The organism is Psychrobacter sp. TWR1-1-1, from assembly GCF_049895865.1.
Lineage (GTDB): Bacteria > Pseudomonadota > Gammaproteobacteria > Pseudomonadales > Moraxellaceae > Psychrobacter > Psychrobacter immobilis_A.
Genome location: NZ_JAFCTE010000004.1, coordinates 179,503 through 199,047 on the forward strand (window position 1 = coordinate 179,503; position 19,545 = coordinate 199,047).

11 protein-coding genes are annotated in these 19,545 nt (G+C 43.8%); 3 read left to right on the top strand and 8 right to left on the bottom strand.

Going from position 1 to position 19,545, the window contains the following annotated elements:
* Positions 1-145: 145 nt before the first annotated feature.
* On the bottom strand, positions 146-3,295 hold the full coding sequence (locus ACP69U_RS06010; RefSeq protein WP_426138111.1) for an LPS-assembly protein LptD: 3,150 nt from the start codon (positions 3,293-3,295) through the stop codon (positions 146-148).
* A gap of 417 nt (positions 3,296-3,712) precedes the next feature.
* Here ACP69U_RS06010 and ACP69U_RS06015 point away from each other — a divergent pair, with 417 nt between their 5' ends.
* Together ACP69U_RS06015 and murU are read left to right on the top strand one after the other, a co-directional pair.
* A complete protein-coding gene (locus tag ACP69U_RS06015; protein WP_426138112.1) occupies positions 3,713-4,795 on the top strand; it encodes an aminoglycoside phosphotransferase family protein in 1,083 nt (360 codons plus the stop codon).
* Positions 4,796-4,910: 115 nt separating this feature from the next.
* Positions 4,911-5,654 carry an N-acetylmuramate alpha-1-phosphate uridylyltransferase MurU gene (gene murU, locus ACP69U_RS06020; protein WP_045451815.1) on the top strand — a complete coding sequence of 248 codons (744 nt, stop codon included), beginning with the start codon at positions 4,911-4,913 and terminating at the stop codon, positions 5,652-5,654.
* A gap of 161 nt (positions 5,655-5,815) precedes the next feature.
* On the opposite strand, the gene ACP69U_RS06025 is transcribed toward murU, so the two are convergent.
* The 7 genes from ACP69U_RS06025 to ACP69U_RS06055 all read right to left on the bottom strand — a co-directional run bounded on the left by ACP69U_RS06025 (position 5,816) and on the right by ACP69U_RS06055 (position 15,453).
* Complete coding sequence (locus ACP69U_RS06025; protein WP_372815413.1) at positions 5,816-5,932, bottom strand: DUF2474 domain-containing protein; 117 nt, start codon at positions 5,930-5,932, stop codon at positions 5,816-5,818.
* A gap of 91 nt (positions 5,933-6,023) precedes the next feature.
* Positions 6,024-7,040 (bottom strand): cytochrome d ubiquinol oxidase subunit II, encoded by a 1,017-nt coding sequence (gene cydB, locus ACP69U_RS06030; protein WP_045445007.1) that lies wholly within the window; start codon positions 7,038-7,040, stop codon positions 6,024-6,026.
* Positions 7,040-8,536 (bottom strand): cytochrome ubiquinol oxidase subunit I, encoded by a 1,497-nt coding sequence (locus ACP69U_RS06035; protein ID WP_426138113.1) that lies wholly within the window; start codon positions 8,534-8,536, stop codon positions 7,040-7,042. Before ACP69U_RS06035 ends, cydB begins: the two co-directional genes overlap by 1 nt.
* A 503-nt stretch (positions 8,537-9,039) precedes the next feature.
* The gene (locus ACP69U_RS06040; protein ID WP_426138114.1) at positions 9,040-11,514 is read right to left on the bottom strand and encodes an esterase/lipase family protein; all 2,475 of its coding nucleotides are present in this window, start codon (positions 11,512-11,514) and stop codon (positions 9,040-9,042) included.
* Positions 11,515-11,834: 320 nt separating this feature from the next.
* Positions 11,835-13,004 carry a hypothetical protein gene (locus ACP69U_RS06045; protein ID WP_060490700.1) on the bottom strand — a complete coding sequence of 390 codons (1,170 nt, stop codon included), beginning with the start codon at positions 13,002-13,004 and terminating at the stop codon, positions 11,835-11,837.
* Between the two features lie 279 nt (positions 13,005-13,283).
* A complete protein-coding gene (gene coq7, locus ACP69U_RS06050) occupies positions 13,284-13,922 on the bottom strand; it encodes a 2-polyprenyl-3-methyl-6-methoxy-1,4-benzoquinone monooxygenase (RefSeq protein WP_201539625.1) in 639 nt (212 codons plus the stop codon).
* Positions 13,923-14,121: 199 nt separating this feature from the next.
* Positions 14,122-15,453, bottom strand: coding sequence for an MFS transporter (locus ACP69U_RS06055; protein WP_426138115.1), 1,332 nt, complete (start codon positions 15,451-15,453; stop codon positions 14,122-14,124).
* A gap of 464 nt (positions 15,454-15,917) precedes the next feature.
* On the opposite strand from ACP69U_RS06055, the gene ACP69U_RS06060 reads away from it, so the two are divergent.
* Positions 15,918-19,517 carry an autotransporter assembly complex protein TamA gene (locus ACP69U_RS06060; RefSeq protein WP_426138116.1) on the top strand — a complete coding sequence of 1,200 codons (3,600 nt, stop codon included), beginning with the start codon at positions 15,918-15,920 and terminating at the stop codon, positions 19,515-19,517.
* Positions 19,518-19,545: the final 28 nt, after the last annotated feature.

The following is a 19,545-nucleotide window of genomic DNA, read 5'->3' on the forward strand; positions in this document are numbered from 1 at the left end:
TCCTCATCAATGTCATCGCATCGGATGGTAGTTGGTCAACGCTGTTTAATACTTTTAACAGTCAAATATTAGACAGGGTTGACCATAATAGGGTTACAAACTGGGTTATGAAATATATAGTAAAAATATTTATACAAGCACGGTATTAATCTTTCCAAGCAGTCTGGACAGGTTCAAAGCCCAAAATTTTATCAGAGAGTAAGCGAGTCAGGCGGCTGCTACCACTACCCAGACCATTCAATCTAATCTCTGCCATAATGGCTTGCGTTGGTTTGTCTTTGACATTTAAGTCATTATAGTAACGACGACCATAAACTGCAAAACCAAAGCAGCAATCTTCGTAATCAACACCGACCAACGAATCAAGAACTTTATCACGATTGTAATCGTATTGACCTTGAGCCAAAATTCGCCAGCTGTTATTGATTGGAAAGACAGCCGATGCGGTAAAAGCAGAGAGTGGCAGCTGATCGGTGTTTTCATCACGTTGACGTTTGACAAATCCAACATTAAACAAGCTGTTGTCAGACGGCTGATAACGCAGCTCAGTCGTAATATAATTTAAATCATAATCATTGGTCAGTGCGCCACTAACATCAACCCAAAAATTGTTGTAAGGCTGCGTGCTGGTATCCCAAACCATCCCTGAAGATGAAGAGGTGAAGACAGGTTGCTGATCATCAAGCGTAACACGTCCATTATCGATATAAAACTGCTCTGCAATGCTACCATCAAAACGTGTCACACCCGTTGCGTCGATGTAACGATAATTGATACCAGGAGTAAGCGAATGCAAATCTTGCAAGCGATCATGCCCTAAGAACCAACTGTCAGAGAACAGCTGTTCATAGTTAATAGAGGCAATACGCGTATTAAAGTTCGGAATATCGTTTTGGTCTTCATATGGCGAGTAGGTGTATTTCAATCGCGGACTAAGCAAGCGATAGCCACCCATGGTATCGTCGAATGCGCCAAAAGGCGAGCCTGCTTGATAGAAATTCAGACCTGCATCGATACTGGCTTGCGGTACAAATACCGACTGGCTACCGTCTTTATCACTCAACTGGTTGTCGGCTAAGCTATCCTCATCATAAGAGGTATAGAGATGTTGCAAGCTCAGTTTGGGCTTGATATAACCCCAAGATTTTTCCATTGGATAAACGGCGCTGAGTTTATTATAAATTCGCCCGCCACTTTTTTCATTCTCAGAGCCATCGTCGATGGATTTTTTGAAATAAGCGGAATCGTGTACACCAGTGATATCGAAGCTCTTCGCCCAAGGCAGTCGATAATCGAGCTTGAGCTGCGGCAATCTTGAGTAAGGCTTATCTTTATCTTCTAAGGGTTTACCATTACTGGTAAAAGCGTCTAGAGTTTGAAAGGTTTCTACCTTCAATTCACCATCAACATAGTCATTATAATAATTGACACGCGCACGGCGTGGTAAGTTTATGGTGCTGTCTGATAGACCCAGCGTATCAAAATCATTGAGGTAGTCTGAATCTGACACATAGCTGTATTTTGCATCACCGCTTAAGCGTGGAATGCTCTTAGATGACCAATAATGATCATAAAAGAAGCTAGAGCGGTCTTCGTCGTTGTACTCTTTGTCATTAGGCAAATATGAACCATTAAAAATACCTTCGCCATAACTTTCGGTCAGATAGCGAAACTCGCCTGACACCATAGGATTGCGATCGGTATAAATATGGGTATTGAGTGTGGCATCATAATTGGGTGCCAAATTGAAATAGTAGGGTATATCAACCTCAAGACCGCTTTCACTACTGATGCTGGCATTCGGCAATAAAAAACCACTGGTGCGACGATTATCAATCGGAAAGTTGAAATAAGGCAAATAGAACACAGGCACGTCAGCGATACGGAAAGTAGTGTTATAGGCTTCGCCGCGACCTGTATCGGTATCTAAATCAATGCTTTTGGCATCAAACTGCCATTTACGATTGGTTGGTGGACAGGTACTAAACATGACATCATCTAGCTCATATTGACTGTCATTTGGTCTGTTCAAGCGCTTGGCATAACCATGAGCTTGCAGTTCTACACTAGCAAAAGCCACATCATTGGCTGTCGACTGCCCAGTTTCAGTATTATAATTTAAACTATCGGCAACCCCAATAAGCCCGCCTTTTGATGCTTTTTCAGTGAAATTGGCTTGGGGGTTATTCGATGAGCGGTTTGGCGCATTGCTATCTAGTGCGTTGCTAGGTGATACTTGCTGACCTGTCGCTTGGTCAGTAAACATGACTTTACCTTGAGCTGCGGCAATGCCATTGCTCAAATCTAACAAGACTTTTTCTGCTTCTATCTGCTGGGTACCCTGATTGATGATGACATTGCCCGACAGCTCTGCATAGTCGACATTGTCGTAATAACCATAATCTGATTCTGAAAACAGCGGCGCTTGATTATTCGGAAGACCATTTAAGTTTGGCGCAGGCTGTCCATTGGTTGCTCCCGCCTCATTGACCGCGCGTTGATAGTTAGGGTTGCTCTTTGGATAAACCCATTGACCTTCGCAGCGTTGGGCGCTATCTACGGCATTCGGTAATAACTGTAAGTTTTTACCCACTTTTGGAATGGTTTGCGGAATAGGTGTTAGCTCGTTTTGAATGACATCTTGGTTAGCATTATCGCTATTGTTTAACGTTGAGGCGTCTGTATCGGGTGTCAGCTCATAAAATTCTGCTAAACGCAGCAGACTATCTTGAATACTTTCATCACTCACATCAACTTTACCAGTCTTCTGTGCGGCTTTAGGTGCAGTGGTTTCAGTAAGCTGAGCAGTGCTATTGTTTTGAGTAGTCGCAATCGTATCTGCTGCTGGTACAAAACCTTTATTATCACTCTCATTAATGGCGGTAATTTCTAGAGGGCGGTTGTCTAAGGTGCTTTCATTAATAGCAAGCTCATTAGATATGCTGTCGTTAAAGGTGCTTTCACTAAAGGTGCTTTCATTAAAAGTATTGTCAAAACTACTATCTGACGCATTGTTATCCGTAGCAGCCTTTTGAGACGTATTACGCTGAAAGTCAGTTTTTTGATTATTGCTATTTTGATAGCGGATATCGTTATAGTTGCTGTCTTTTTGGACACTACTGCGATTGGCATCAGGTGTAACATCAGAGACATAACGGGTGCTACTGTCAGTGATTAGCGACTCAGTTTGCTGTGTGTCAGCATTGCTGGGCGCAGCACTAACGGTTAGGCTGGACAAGCCTAAGGCACCAAATAAGATCAAACGGATGCTTTGGTAAAGCGGAGAATATAACAAGGGCACACCTATGATTGCAGAGCCTATTGAATTGCGATACTGAATTTAGTAACCATATTATTAATCATGTATGGCGGTTAATAAACGACTAAAAAATCACTGATTGATAATGCTATCTTAAGAATTTGGCTGTTTTACATATAATGACGACTAATCATAGTCAAAAAAAACCAAATCAGCTACACTATTTACCAAAATTTATAATATAGCCGAGCTGTTTTTTGAATGGTTGCTGAGGTTATGCTCAGCGCTAGATGTCGAATGATATCCCAATACGCCTGCTACCGCAGTTTTTTTGGCTCAAGACGTCGCTATTTTAACAAGGTTTTGCCTGACTTATCACTACTTTAATTGTTTATGACTTATATTTAACCTGCGATGCCCATTATGACTGATAAAATACTTTTAGAGCCTAATATGATCGATAACAAACTCAATAGCCGTCTACAACAATTAGAGAGCTGGTTGCAGCAAGTATTTGCTGGCCAAGCGTTCCAACTCGATAGTCTACCCGGTGACGCAAGTGCTCGCCAATACCATAGAATCCAGCTGTCAGACAGTAATGGCATGACAGTCGCACATTATATTGTCATGGATTCGGCGGACGAACAAGACGCCATGCGCCAGTTTATAAACGTGACTAAGCTGATGGCACCGGCTATCAATGTGCCGACGCTCATTGCGCAAGACGTGACGAAAGGATTCTTGGTGTTACAGGATTTTGGTGCGATAGAGTTCGCCCATCTGCTCGTTGATGCGACGCCTGCGCAGATAGATGAGCATTATCAGTTGGCAATGCAGACGTTGGTCGCGCTACAGACCGTGCCAGTTGAAACAGCCAAGTCGCAACATCAATTGCCAGATTATGATACCGCGTTATTAGATCGTGAGATGGATTTATTTAGCGATTGGTTTATACCTTATATCGGTGTCGAGCTTGATAAAGCATTATGGAATACTTTAAAAGAAGCCTTAATAAAAGAGATTTTGCAGCAACCACAAGTCATCGTCCATCGTGACTATCACAGTCGCAATTTGATGCAAGACCAAGCGGATAGCTCGCGTTTAGGCGTGATTGACTTTCAAGACGCCGTCATCGGCTCTTATACCTATGATTTGGTGTCATTGCTGCGAGATGCTTATGTAGAATGGCCAGAGAGCCAAGTCTCTGCATGGCTTAATGATTTTTGGCGGTTGCAAAAGCAGGCAGGCTTGACCACGGCAGATAGCATAGAGCAGCTCGAAAACGATATGAATGTCATGGGCGTGCAGCGACATTTAAAAGTGTTGGGGATTTTTATTCGCTTGTCTGAGCGAGATGGCAAAGACCGCTATTTGGCGGATATTCCTAAGGTGATGCGTGATTTAATGTTTGAATTAGAATGGTTAGAGGCGCACGGTAGACCGCATATGCAACGAGCAGTAGCGCCGTTTAATGAGAGTCTCAGGGATAATATACTGCCAGCTTATCAGAGTAAGTTTGTACAGCAATATATTTAGGGTGAATCACTTGCGAGCTTCATTTGACGCGAATGCTCATTTGATAAGTTACGTTAAAACATTAGTAAATTTTAATCTGAATGTATAATCCAATAAAATAAGAAAAGGAGTGCACATGTCTGAGATTGACCGAGCAATGATTACCCAAGCAATGATTTTGGCTGCTGGTAAGGGCACGCGTCTGCGTCCGTTAACACTGGATACACCCAAACCTCTGGTGGAGGTGGGTGGGCAACCGCTTATCGTCTGGCACATTAAAGCGCTACAAGCAGCTGGTATCACTGATATCACCATTAATGCATCATGGCTGGCTGATAAGCTGATGGATACGCTGGGTGATGGCAGTCAGTATGGTGTTAAATTGCATTGGTCAGTAGAGGATGATGAGCCTCTAGAGACCGCAGGTGGTATTTTTCAAGCGTTACAAACTGGCAAGCTGCGCGATGAGCCATTTATCTTAGTGAACTCAGATGTATGGACGACCTATGATTTTGCGCAATTGCGAGATTATAAGCTTGGCGCTGATCAGCGCGCACATCTGTTATTGATTGACAATCCAGAGCATAATAACGGCGGTGATTTTGCGATTAATAATGGTTTAGCCAGCGAGCAGCCGATTGGTGATGCAGACAAATACACCTTTGCTGGCATTAGTGTGATGTCACCACGATTGGTCGATGGGTTGGTATCAGGTCAGCCAGCGGCGTTGGCACCATTGCTCAAGCAAGCGATGATAAAGTTCCAAATCACGGCTGAAATCATTTCTGATAATTGGATCGATGTGGGCACGCCTGAACGCTTAGCGCAGGTAAATGAATTTATCAAAAGCAACGGTGTCGATCACCATCAAGGCGCTTAGATTATGGCGTTTAGACTATGGTATTTATAATAAAGGGCTTAGATTAAGATGCCTAATTATTACCAATCTTACATAAGTAGTCGTATAAAAAAGCAGCGTCGATTCATCGACGCTGCTTTTTTATATGATATAGCCATGGCTAAGTGGGCTGTAAATGACTGCTAGATACCCATAGCCAACTTAATTAATTGAGCAATCGTAAAAATAACTGCAAACCCTGCTATATATAGCCCAATGAACCATGCCCATTGTGACTGTTTCTTACTGAGCTTCTTCATGCTCGCCTCCTACTACGTGTTAATACGCTTTAAAAAGTGTAGCCACTGCTCATATTTGCAGTAGCCACATTTTTATATCCTTTGTTTACCCTTAGTACATATGCTCATGTCCAGTTTTACCTTTAAAGGTGTAGTAGGCAAAAGCGGTATAACTCAGGATAATCGGTAGCATTATGACGGCACCAACTAACATAAAGGATAGTGAGGTGTCAGCTGCGGCTGCCTCATAAATCGTCATCTGATACGGCACGATATATGGGAACATGGCGAAACAAACCCCGATATAGCCCATCAAAAACAGTGCCACAGTCAATAAGAAAGGACGATATTCGCGCTCGCCACTTAAGTCTTTACGCATCAAGAAAAATAATAGTAAAACTATAATTGGCATAGGTGCTAGATATAATAGACCTGGAAAGCCAAACCAGCCTTCGAGGGCATTAATGTCTGAAAAATACATAAACGCTGTGACGACGATCATTGCCACTACTAAAGCAGACAGCATCCAGCCAGACACTTTGCGTGCCCAGACTTGTAGGGTATGCTCAGTTTTGATAATGAGCCATGTAGAGCCAAGCAAGGCGTAACCGATAATCATGGCAAAGCCGCACACAATCGAGAAAGGTGTTAACCAATCAAATGGCCCACCAGTATAGAGACGGTTGCTTGCCTCAAGACCTTGTACAAGCGCCCCAAGCATAATACCTTGAGAGAATGTAGCAACGACTGAACCAACAAAAAAGAAAGTGTCCCATACGTGACGACGTGACGATGCTTTGAAGCGAAATTCAAATGCCACACCGCGCATTATTAGACCGAATAGCATAAAAGTAACAGGCAGATAAAGCCCTGTCATAATGATGCCATAAGCCACTGGGAAAGCAGCGAACAAGCCGCCACCGCCCAATACTAGCCAAGTCTCGTTACCATCCCAAAACGGGGCAATAGAGTTCATAATGCGGCTACGGTTTTTATCTGAGCCAGCAAAGGGAAACAAGATACCGCAGCCCAAATCAAAGCCATCAAGCAATACATAGATAAAGACGGATAGAGCGATCAGTCCGCCCCAAATTAAAGGTAAGTCTAATACATCACCGTAGTTAAACATTAGCGTAACCCTCCATCATCGACGTCGTTTGCAGCAGTATCTATATCTTCTTCAGTGCTCTTAGCAGGATTGCTATCGCCACTGAGCGCACGACCTTGGCTTTCGGTCACTGAGTGCTCATAGAAGTTATCATCGGCAGGATCTTCATACGGTTTTGGCCCTTGAGCGATCAAGCGTAGAATATAAAAACTGCCTGCACCGAAGACAAATATATAGAGGACAATAAAACCAATCAACGTGGTTGCCACTTGCTGTGCTGCGAGCGGTGACATACTTTCTGCGGTGCGTATCACACCATATACAGTCCATGGTTGACGTCCTGTCTCGGTCACAAACCAGCCCGCCAATAATGCGATAAAGCCAAGTGGCGTCATCATCATCCAAGCACGGTGGAACCAGACACTTTCGGGACTATATTGCTGTTTTTTAAAGTATTTATAGAGACTAAATAAGCCGACCAGCACCATTAACATGCCAATACCAACCATGATGCGAAATGCCCAGAATACAATCATCACCGGTGGTTGGTCTTCAGGTGCCCAGTTTTTTAGACCTTTTACTTCCCCATCTAACGAATGGGTAAGAATCAAGCCTGAAACATAGGGGATGCTTATTTCATATTTATTGGTTTGGTTTTCTTGGTCAGGAATAGCAAATAGGCGTAACGCTGCACCGCGCTCATCCTCCCAAATACCTTCCATCGCTGCGACTTTGGCTGGCTGATGCTCTAAAGTATTTAGACCATGCTCATCGCCAATCAATACTTGAGCAGGTGCGACAAATATCGCCATAATCATGGCCATACCTAGCATGACACGACCATGTTGACGGTGTTCGGTGTGTTTTTTGGATTGAATATAATAAGCACCAACCCCGCCAATGACAAAGGCAGTCGTCAAGAATGCCGCTGTCATCATATGAGCATAGCGGTAAGGGAATGAAGGGCTAAAGATGATCTCAAGCCAGTTGGTAGGATATAAAAGACCATCTGCGCCCATCATAAAGCCTTGCGGCGTCTGCATAAAGCTGTTGGCGGCTAAAATCCAAAAGCCTGAAATCAGTGTACCAATGGCGACAATGGCAGTGGAAGCAAAGTGCATACGTTTGCTCACGCGCCCCCAACCAAACAGCATAATACCTAAAAAGGATGCTTCTAAGAAAAACGCGGTCAATACTTCGTAGGCGAGTAGTGGCCCCAAGACGTTACCGGCTTTGTCAGAAAATACCGCCCAGTTAGTACCGAACTGGTAGGACATTACTACACCAGATACCACGCCTAAGCCGAAAACAACGGCGAATATCTTGACCCAGTGTTTATAAACTTCAGCATAAATTGGCTCGCCTGTTTTGAGCCAACGGAATTCAAGCACCGTTAACCAGCTGGCAAGTCCGATAGAAAACGCGGGAAAAACAATATGAAACGAGATAACAAAAGCGAATTGGATACGCGCGAGCATCAGCGCATCGAGCTGGTCAATCATAAACGTAGCGAACATAAACGGTTACCCTTATCTGTTAGCTGAATAGCGCTGGCTTCCATAAAACGCTCAAGTAACTGCCCGCAATCGTCTATAGATTAAGGTAAAAAGTAGTACGGGCAATGGCTCAGTGTTGATTAGCGAGCAATCTTAGGGATAGAGTGCGGCTAAGCTAACGACTGTTTAGCTGAATTAAGTAATTTATATCCCTATAAATTAATACATTACTGTCAGGTGCTGTCAATATATTATGCGCTTCCCTCGATACACACGCAAGCTGCGCAACAGATTGGTCGCATACCTGATAGTCATTAAAAACTGCTGAGATAAACCCAGATATATCAGACTAATCGCTTGGGAAAACAAGGTGTTATCAAGTTTACCTTAATAACAGTAATGTTTTATTTTTGTCCTAGTATAGGCACAAATATCCAACAGAGTACAAAGTTGCAAAGCCATCTGCTTTACTCTTAATTTTAAAGTGCAAAGACCAGTGCAGTGCTATATGACATAAGCAATCATTATTCCTGCAATTGTTTATGTAAAATCTGGCGTAATGTCAAAATAGTTTGCGGGTTAGTTTGAATGCTATGACCACCGCTGATAATCGTCTCAGAAGCCGCGCCATCGAGATGAGCGCTGGTATAAGGAACAATACCATCTGATAAACGTTCAGTTAGTGCCTGGCTGATATCTTCATTGACGGTGACGGCTGCAACCAGTGGTTGGGCAGAGAGCTTTGAGCTATCAGAAGGGCTACTTGTACCGACTGTTTCATTTTCAATGTCTTCTTCTACTGCTTGCGATAAATCAACCTTTGCACCGGCTGGCTGCATTTGCGCCAGTCCTTTAGTAATATCGGCATCATTATTGGCAATGATAGAGTGATAGGTCACACGAACATTGATGGTGATGTCTTTCGTCAGCTGTATAAAAGAGGATTTGTCGCTCAGCTGACTTGCGCCATTTTGTAAATATAACGCACCCAAAGGATTTTGTGCCAAATCACCTTGCGTGGCAATGGTGGCTAAGTTGTCCGTGACAGTTTTTACCAAACCAACTGGCAAATAGACAATACGGCGCAGTGCCCGAGTGAACCAGCGATCTGCATAGTCAGTACCACGAAAAGGCGCTGATAAAAAGACAGCCGTATCTACTTGTGGTAAGGCTTTTAGCTCAAAGCGTTCTTTTAGCTGATCTTCGCCAAATGATGCTTTAAGTGCGTCACGAATCTTACGTTTTTCACTATCAGACAGCACATTTTGATCGTCTAGTCGATCTAGGTCATCGACTAAGTTCTCATCAGATAACATCATGCGGGCGATAATGGCACCCATACTATGACTGATAATCACGCTGTTTTTGCTGGCGCGATTTTGTCCTTTAGGATCAGTTTGCTTGTAGGTGCTGTTGATTAACTGTTGTATTTGATAACGGTTTTCTAAAATGGGCAAATTGGTTGGATAGAATATCTGCCACACTTGATAGTTATCACGCAACTTATCGTCGTTGAGAATATCGTTGGTTAAATTGACCCAAGTGGCAGGGCTAGAAGCCAAACCATGCAGCATAATCAGGACACGCTTATTGGGATCATAAGGCTCAAGCATGAATAATTTGGGCAGTCTGGCCTCTGGCTGGCGAGTGATTAAATTGAGATAACCGACACCATCTAGCTGGTTCTCTGACAGCCACAAGCCATAACCTGCAGAAAAGTTAGCCGCCAGTGGATAGTCACTATTAAGGATATTAATGCTTTCGCTTTGGTATGGGTTGTATAAATGAATATCGAGCTGGCGACTGCTTAGTACATCCAGCACACTATCGCCGCTTGGTTCAATCAATCCTGTTAGCAGCAAATGTCCAGTAGGGTAGATACGCGAACTTGGCTTGCTCTCATCTGTGTCTCCATCTTTCTCATTGGCCAATCGACCTGACAATGATGACACTAATAATTGGCGAATAGTGGTGGTATAGCGGTCATCCAGTGAGGCCACCAAGCTGATACCTAAGCCTGGACGTTTGCTGATTGAGTTAAGCCCAGAGAGGCGTAATTCGTAAGTAGAAACCAAGTCTGCTAGTGCAGAGGTCTGCTTATGTGCATTTTGCAAATAGTTATTTTCATTAGGCAAATAAACACCAAGATCATAATCATCAATTTGTATTTTCATGACGTTGACTTGATCGGTAGGTTTGCCCTTGAGCGGTGAGTAATTGGCAATCGCGGCTTGGTTACTGTCATTAAGATGGCTAGCGGATGTGGGCAAATAATCTACTTTGGTGCCGCCCATCAACTTATTTGAGCCGTTGGTTGATCTATAAAGCTGGGTTATCACATCATTACTGGCGGCATTATAGATGTCTTGGGTCTGAATATCGGTGTCATTTGGAATACGATTCTGTGCCTGAGAGGGGCTTTTGTCTTGATCTGCGCCCTCAAAGTCATGCATCAAACTGTCATAAAATAAATAGGTATAACTGGATTTGATAGCATCGAATAGCCGCTCTTGATAACCTGTTAGACAGCGATTGGTATTTTCTTGCTGGACTTTAGCTTCTGTATCTTCTAAAGGTGCGTTGGCATAATAAGGATCAAGTGGCGGGCGAGCCAGCGCATTGCGGCAGTCCTGAGAGGCAGAAAGCTGTCGCGCTTTTGCGTAGTGTAACTCTGCAAAAACTGCCAAAGCAGGACGGTAGTGTTCATTCAAAATACTGTCAGTAAGCTGAGTGAGGCATAAATCAAACTGCTGCATACAGGCTTGCTCATTGAGCCCTGCCGATAAGAGCGCTGATGCCGTGTCACTGCTTAATTTTTTGGTAGTGACGATATTACCGCGCTGCGCAGTAATCGTCTTCGCTGACGCTTGCTTATTCACTGATACCGTACTGCACGCAGGTAGTAATGCTACCGCGGCTATCAAGGCGACTGATGTGATCGAAAATGGGGTTTTCTTAGCATGCGTCACCATATTTTTGATAGGGCTAGCGAAAGTCATAGGTGAGTCCAGTTAGTCGTAAAAGCATGATTGAGTCAGTAATTTATAAGAAGAAGTGTAGCGTAACTTTTCGCATTAAACTATTTTATTTAAATTTCAAAAATACGGTTTAAACTTCGATAATTGAATCGAACACGCATTTAAATAAGGTAGACAGCAAGTTGGATTCAATGGAGTTTTGCTAGACATAAAAAAGCCCCTGACTCTATATTGAAGTAATTTCTATATAAAGTCAGGGGCTTAGTCGAGTCAATCTAGCTTATGGAGCAATCATGGAATTTGGTGAACTTACTTAATGACATTTAAACACCCAATCAATGTTAAGCACTAGGCTTAACATTGATGTCAGGCGCAGGTATATCCCAAATGTAGAATTTACCCTCTTCAATAAGTTTGATTTGCTGACGAATGATGTCATTGTTAGGGTTTTTCTGTTCAAGACGACGTAAGCGCTCTAGTGCGTTATCGCGGCGATCACTTAACAAGTCTGACTGCGCCAAGCTTTGCTCTGCTTCGGTATAGCCAAGAGACACTGCGCGGTCTAGGTATTTTTGACCTTCTTTGAAGCCGCCGCCTTCTGACAACATCATGCCATATAAGAAGTTGGCTTCGCCGCTATCAGGCTGCAGTTTAATGGCACGGTCAACATATTTTCCACCACGTATCGTATAGTCTGATCCCAAATCTAAGTTACGTCCCATGCCATTGAGTTTAGCGGCACGAATCAATACATCATAAGAGGCATTTGGTGATTCAGCATAAGGCTGTATCCATTCAGCCAATACTTTGATTTTTTCACGCGTATAATGGCGCTGTGAGCGGTTAGGGAAGTTTGGTGGGTAATGACGGGCATTAGGTGAGACGTCTTCGATGAAATCATCAAGCAAGCTCACGTCTAGCTTATCGTTGTTATTACCGTTTTGCTGAGGAATCAACACAGTCGGTACAAAGCTTACGTCTGACAATTGCACTTGCGGCGTTGGTATATTGGCAAGCTGACCACTACGCAGGTCGACACCAGTAGCGGTCAATGGACCAGGCTCATAAACTCGAGTGGTGCCAGTGAACTCAGGTATTTTTGGTGCTGGTACAACATCTTGTGGTTGCAATGTACTCATTGGCGCACGATACGGCTGAGCATTATTTGGCAAAGGAGCGCTTTGTGGAACGCTACTGCTTTGAAGGTCAGTTGGTTGAGTATTGGCTGTCACTGCCGCAGTCGGTGAAGTTGATGGAGTACCCTCTTGTGCTGTACTAGCCGCAGTCGGTCGAGCAAGGCGAATCACACGTTTGCTAGAATCCATAGCGCTAGGCACCGATGTGGCAGCAGTATCGGTCTTTGCAGCATCTGTTGCTGCATTGGTTTCTGCCGCATTGACAGGCGCTGATAATAGCATGGCACAAGCTGTTGCCAGTGCTGTCAGAGTTGCCAGTTTAGGCGACTTGCTAGACGAACGGGCAGAGAGAGTCGATTGGTTGATGGCTTTCATAAAAATCGTTACCTTAGTTTATTTAGTTGTTATTTAGCAATTGAATGGTTATTAGCTCATGTCTTTGCGGCAAAATCATACAAATTTTTAATACCCTAACAAATTCAGCTGAGCGCTATCAGTAGTAGGATTGTTAATAGTAACGCGATAGCGTGTACGTCATGCCAGCGACAGCAGGGTAAATGAGAGCAATATCAATAATAAAGCGCACTGCACTTACCATCACAACACACTTATCATCACAACCTATCGCTCAAAATCTGCTATCACAGATGGCAATTACAAGTGATATGCCGTGGCTTTCATGCGATTGGCCATCCAGCGCATAGTATGACGTACAGGCGGTGATAACGCTGCGCCGCCACTTGCTAATGCCAGCTCACGATGATGCAACTCTTCAATATCCATTTGCGCCAGTATCTCTTTCGAGCGTTTATCGTGCTCTGGTAATTGGGTGATATGGTCTTGTAAATGTTCGCTGACTTGAGCTTCTGTCTCTGCGACGAATCCCAAGCTAAATTCATTAGAGATGGCACCCGCGACTGCGCCAAGACCGAAAGACATGCCATACCATAATGGCGTAAAGACACTGGCATGACTGCCAAGCTCGTCTAATCGCGTCTCGCACCAGACCAGATGATCGACCTCTTCTTCGGCTGATTGTTGCATGGCTTGCTTGACGCCATTGTCTTTGGCGGCAAATGCTTGACCATGATACAGACCTTGCGCGCATACTTCACCAGTATGATTGATACGCATCAATCCGGCAACATGTCGCGCCTCGGTGATAGTGAGCTCAGGAATCTCGTCACTGCTGACTGGTAGTGGACGAGTGCTAGGGTTTGAATGTGGTACGACAGCTCGTAATGCCTTATCGACCCCAAGTAATAATTGGTCGACTTTGGATAAGGGACGCAGGGTCATGATTCACTCCTGATGGCTTAAATACGATCAAAAAATTAAACTTATCTGTTCTGCTAAAAACATTATCCGTTATTTCTAAAATAATGATAGTGATTAACGCATAGGTATTACTATAGCAAACAATCCAAATTATCAGCATCAATATTATCCATTTGATAACACACCGATTGCTATAGCAGCATGTCAATCTTACTTATGGAGCCACTTCATCGTGCGTTTGGATGACTGCATTTTTAATATGCTTATTGAGTTTACTGTATAAAAAGGCACCGAAGGCAATGTTTATGAGTCCTGTCACTAAAAATAGCTGAGGTAAATTGAATCCCAAAGCGTTCAAGATAACGATAGAGAAAATCGCTGAGGTGACCATAAATATCGCGTTAAAGATATTGTTGGCACCAACGACACGCGCGCGGTGGCTCTTGGGTGCATAGGCTTGCATAGAGGCATATAACGGTACGATGTATAAACCGCCGCTAAAGCCCAAAAAGAATAAATCAGCAAACACGCGCCAGCTGCCACTCACCGCAAATAACTCACTGATGCCAAACAGAGTCGCATTATTTACATTGATGTTGAGACTTGACAGTGAAAAATACAAATCAATCGCAAAAATACTTAAGCCCGCGATACCAAAGGGCAAAAGACGCAAGCTGACTTGGTTTTTGGTTAATGATTTGCATAATAATGAGCCAATCGACACACCAACAGAAAACAAGGTTAATAGGAAAATAACCACTGATTCATCACCATGTAAGATGACCTTGCTGAATTCTGGCGTTTGGGTCAAAAACGTCGCGCCATAAAACCAAAACCAGCTATTACCAAGGATGACAAAGAACAAAAAAGGCAATGAATATAAGTAGCGCACCGTCGCCACACTAGTGGTCACAATGTTCCAGTTGATTTTTAGGTTTGGCTGCATCGCTGGCATGTGGGGTATTAATCGTGCGACAAAATAACCCAATACGGCGATGACCAATACTGTCACACTTATCCAATAGAGCGGCTGTGCTATCTGGGTTAAAACGCCCGCGATAATCATACCGAGCAAGATCGCTAACGACGTCCCCATTTGAAACAAACCATTAGCACCAACCAATTCATCTTCTTTCATCGCTTGTGGTAAGTAGGCGTATTTAATAGGTCCGAAAAAAGTAGATTGAGTGCCCATGAGAAACAACGCAACAAATAATAATGCATACCACTCAAACACGAACCCTACTGCCGCAATTATCATAATTACGAACTCAAGCAGCTTAATCAATCGTGTGAGTTTTGATTTTTCGAATTTATCCGCGATTTGTCCTGCCAGTGCAGAAAACAAAAAATAAGGTAAAATAAACAACATCGCGGCCAAGTTGTTCAAAATACTGACTTCCATGCCTAACTGACTCGCAGCGGTGTAAGTCAAAACCAGTATGAGTGCTTGCTTAAAAATATTGTCATTAAACGCGCCCAAAAACTGGGTAAAAAACATGGCGCTAAAACGGCGGTGCTTAAATAATTGAAACTGATTGGCCATGAAAATTCCTACAGACGGGTCGCGGTTGCTAGATCAAAGAAAAGCGCTGAATACCGCTTTTAAAGTGAAAGTAATTATCGATATAATTATTAACAGTATCAAAAACTTATCGAAATATAGCATAGGTTTTATCAATATTAAGCCGTATAATAGCAAGGCTTTGGTAAAAATACATGCGCTCGACGCTATGATTTCATAATTATCTAAGTTATGATTTGTAAATTTTGCATGGTTGCGTCGCGAGGTGTGAGTGATGGCAAAGGCTTGCTACCACTCACGCATGTCCATATCTTGATAAAAACATGGTGCTAATCTGACACCAAGGTTTGCGTTATAAACGGTCATTATCCAAAGCAAGACAGTAAACCATAATTCAGCCAACTGCTATAAGTTTATTCACCGGTAAGACTAGGCGATTGTTATCGTTCATAATATTGTGCCGCGTGAGGTGATAGGAAATACACATGAAACACCAGCCTTCAACGCTTGCGCGCAATGTATCGATGATGCAGTGTGATACGGATAATGTTCGAGAGGATATTGAAATTCAAGATTTTCAGAGTGACCGTTTTCAAAAAACACGTCGTGCAGCAGCTATGGCAACTCATGGCAATGCGCCGCGCATTCATTTTACGCGCTCAGCACTTTTCACTGCGCTAGCGACTAGCCTGGTGGGTTTCGGTATGGCACCTGCTGCATTGGCTGATACCACAAATAATGTCAGTTCTCCTAAACCACCTACGAGCAATCAAATAGCTGTCGATCAATCAAACATTCAACCAACCAGTACTCAATCAACCAGCACTCAATCGACCACACTGTCAGATGATGATACTCAGCTTGATATCGCTTTGGATGCATTGCGCCTAAAAAAGGCAGTAGAGCAGGGCATTATCGATCAGTCAGTATTGGATGAGTACAGTGAACAAAGTCTAGGCATTAAGAAGTCTGATGCTCAAGATAAAAGCGCTAAAAAACCAGCTGCTCAGTCTCAGGGTATGGCCAATTCTCAGGCAAATGCCATGGATAATATGGCTGGCGCAAATGATGCTCAGCTCGATCTTTCCAATAGCGCCAATGATGACTTGTTGCAACAAGCCGCAGCCATACAGCAGCAGGGTTATCAGATGATGACGCCCGAGGAGATTGATCGTGAGCTGGCTGCGATGGACATGCAGAATGCCCAAGATATTGATGACATCAATAATAGTACGGACGTTAATAGCAGTAACGTTAATAGTACCAACATTAATAACAATAACAATAACAATAATAATGATATCAGCAATAACGATCGCGATTTTGACGCGCCAATTGCTACATTAGATGATACAACCCCGCCTATTGGTTTAGATGTGGATTTGGATGCGACCAATCTGCCAACTCCTAACAACCTTGAGACACTTGGTAGGAATGAGAGCGCCGCTGAACGCGCACAGACGGCTGAAGTTATGTCGCGTCCGATCGATGTTAGCGACTCTGTCAGTAGTGGGCGCGTGGATGGAACCGGTACTTTCGATAATGAGATTGTTGCCAATGCCAGTGATGAGACCAATGAAGACGGTACAACGTCAGATATCATCAATCCTGATGACTACTTGCCAGACTATCAAGCGGACTCTCAGGGAATAAACCAGAGTATCGAACAAGCCAGTAAGCCCAAGCCAATGGCGCGTAATAAAGGCAATATCGTGAAACGCCTTTATAACCGTTTGTTCAATGCAGGTGTGATGGCATTACCACATGTAGATACCACAATTTATCTACGGCAGGCGACCGCTGAAGGTACTGTCAATGGTAAGCCAAAGCTCACCAAAGCGGATAATGACGTTCAGCCCATGAAAAACATCAAGGCTGCCCTTGATGATACGACGGTTCAGTCAGTTACCGATTTTACGGCCGCATTGCCACGCCTGCGCCAAACAGCATTAGAGGCAGCCCAAGCAGTGGGTTACTATGACATTACGTTACGCCTACGTCAGCGCAATGCTGACACGATCGATGTCATTATCGAAGAGTTGGGCGAGCCGGTACGTGTGGATAGCCGTATTGTTGAGATTCGCGGTGAAGGCGGTGAACAACCAGAATATATAGCACTTGAAAAAGACTTGCCGCCACAAGTCGGTGATATCTTCAATCACCGTGTTTATAAAGATAGCAAGGCGGCCCTTGAGTCGCTGAGTAATACTTATGGCTATTTTGATCAATATTGGCTCAACAAATCCGTTGATATTATCTTGCCAGATAATACAGCGGATGTGTCGCTGGTCTACAACACTGGTGATCGTTATGAGTTTGATGACGTTGTGTTTTTTACATACGATGAAGAAACCAACACCTTAACCCAAGATCCTGACAAGCTACCTGTTGAGTTGTCACTATTACAACAGTTGTTCGACTTTAAGTCCGGCGATCCTTTTTATCGTCCAGCGGTGACCGAGTTTAGCAATGACTTATCAGCGACTCGTTATTTTAATACGGTCAACGTTGAGTCGATATTGCCGCCAGATGAACGCAGTGAAGCCAGTACTTTGGCTTTTGATAACACGCCTACCAATAATAGCGGCACACTCGACGACGATATTAATAGTGATGGCGCCTTAGACATTGCGGGCAATAATGGTGCTGAAAGCTCAGCTGCTTCTAATAGTAGCCGTGTTAATCAAGACAATAACGCTGATGATGGTGATGAAAATAACGCAGAGAGTGAGGGTAATACGACTGCCAATAGCGGTGAAACAGTCAATCCCGCCGACATTGCGGCGATCGATTTTGAAGCTGATGCAGCAACACTTGATAAACTACAAGCTATCAAACAAAAAGCAGAGCGTTTGAGCCGCTTACCAAATGACCGTGTATTGGATGAAAAAGACCAAGAGGCGGACAATCTTTTGGGTAAAATAAGCGACGGCATCAGTAATATTGCGCAAAAAATATTCCCTGATGAAGAAAGCTTAATCACTGATGAAAACTTTGTACCACCAACGCTGGCTGGTCGAAAAACACCGCAACAAGTGGCAGAAAGTAAAAAAGTACCGTTGTATGTTTTTGTCTCTTCAAGTAAGCCGCGCGATGCCCAAGTAGGTCTTGGTTATGGCACAGATACCGGCGTGCGAGCGACGGCAAAAATAGACTATAATTTGCTCAATCGTAAAGGCTATCAAGCCGGTGCAGAGACCGAAGTTTCCAGAATTACTAAAAACGTCGCTGTTTATGCCAGTCGACCTTGGAAACATCCACTTAACGATAAATTAGATGCGCGTCTTACCTATGAAGAAGAGGTCATCGACCAAGGTGAAGGCAACTTCGATCTCTCTACTACGACGCTAAAAGCAGCATTGGCGCGTAATATTCGCCGTGACAGTGGCTGGAATCGCAGTTACTCTGTGAATTACCGTTTAGATGAGCTAGAGACTGGGGTCGATGAGACAGAGTTGGACGACCTACCTATCCGCTTTACTTCCTCTAAGCCTAAGCAGCAAGCGCTGCTATTTGGTTATGGTATGAACAAAACCGACGTAGACAGCGTGACCAATCCGACTCGCGGTATGCGTCAGTATTACTCGCTTGAAGCAGGGGCTGATAAAGCCCTTAGCGACACTAATTTGGCAATCATTCGCGCAGGTGTCAGCGGCATTTATAGTTTTGGCGATGAGCAAAAGCATCAAGTGCTGGGCAGTCTGAATACAGGCTACATCTGGGCAGATGATTTTTATGATGTGCCTTATAAATTACGCTTCTTTGCGGGTGGTGACCAAAGTATTCGTGGTTATGACTATGAGAGCTTGTCACCGCTCGACAAGGGCTATTTGACTGGTGGGCAAGTGCTTGCGGTTGGTAGTGCAGAGTATAATTATGAATTTAAACCAGGATTCCGCGGGGCATTCTTCACTGATGTGGGTAATGCTTACGACAAAAACTTCGAGACTGAGACAAAGGTCGGCGTCGGTGTTGGTATCCGCTGGGCATCGCCAGTCGGTGTGGTACGAGTTGATGTGGCGGCTGGCGTAACAGAAGAAAGCATACCCGTTAGGCTGCATTTCTTTATTGGCTCGCCTTTATAGCCATGTAATCCAGTGGTGACATCATTTA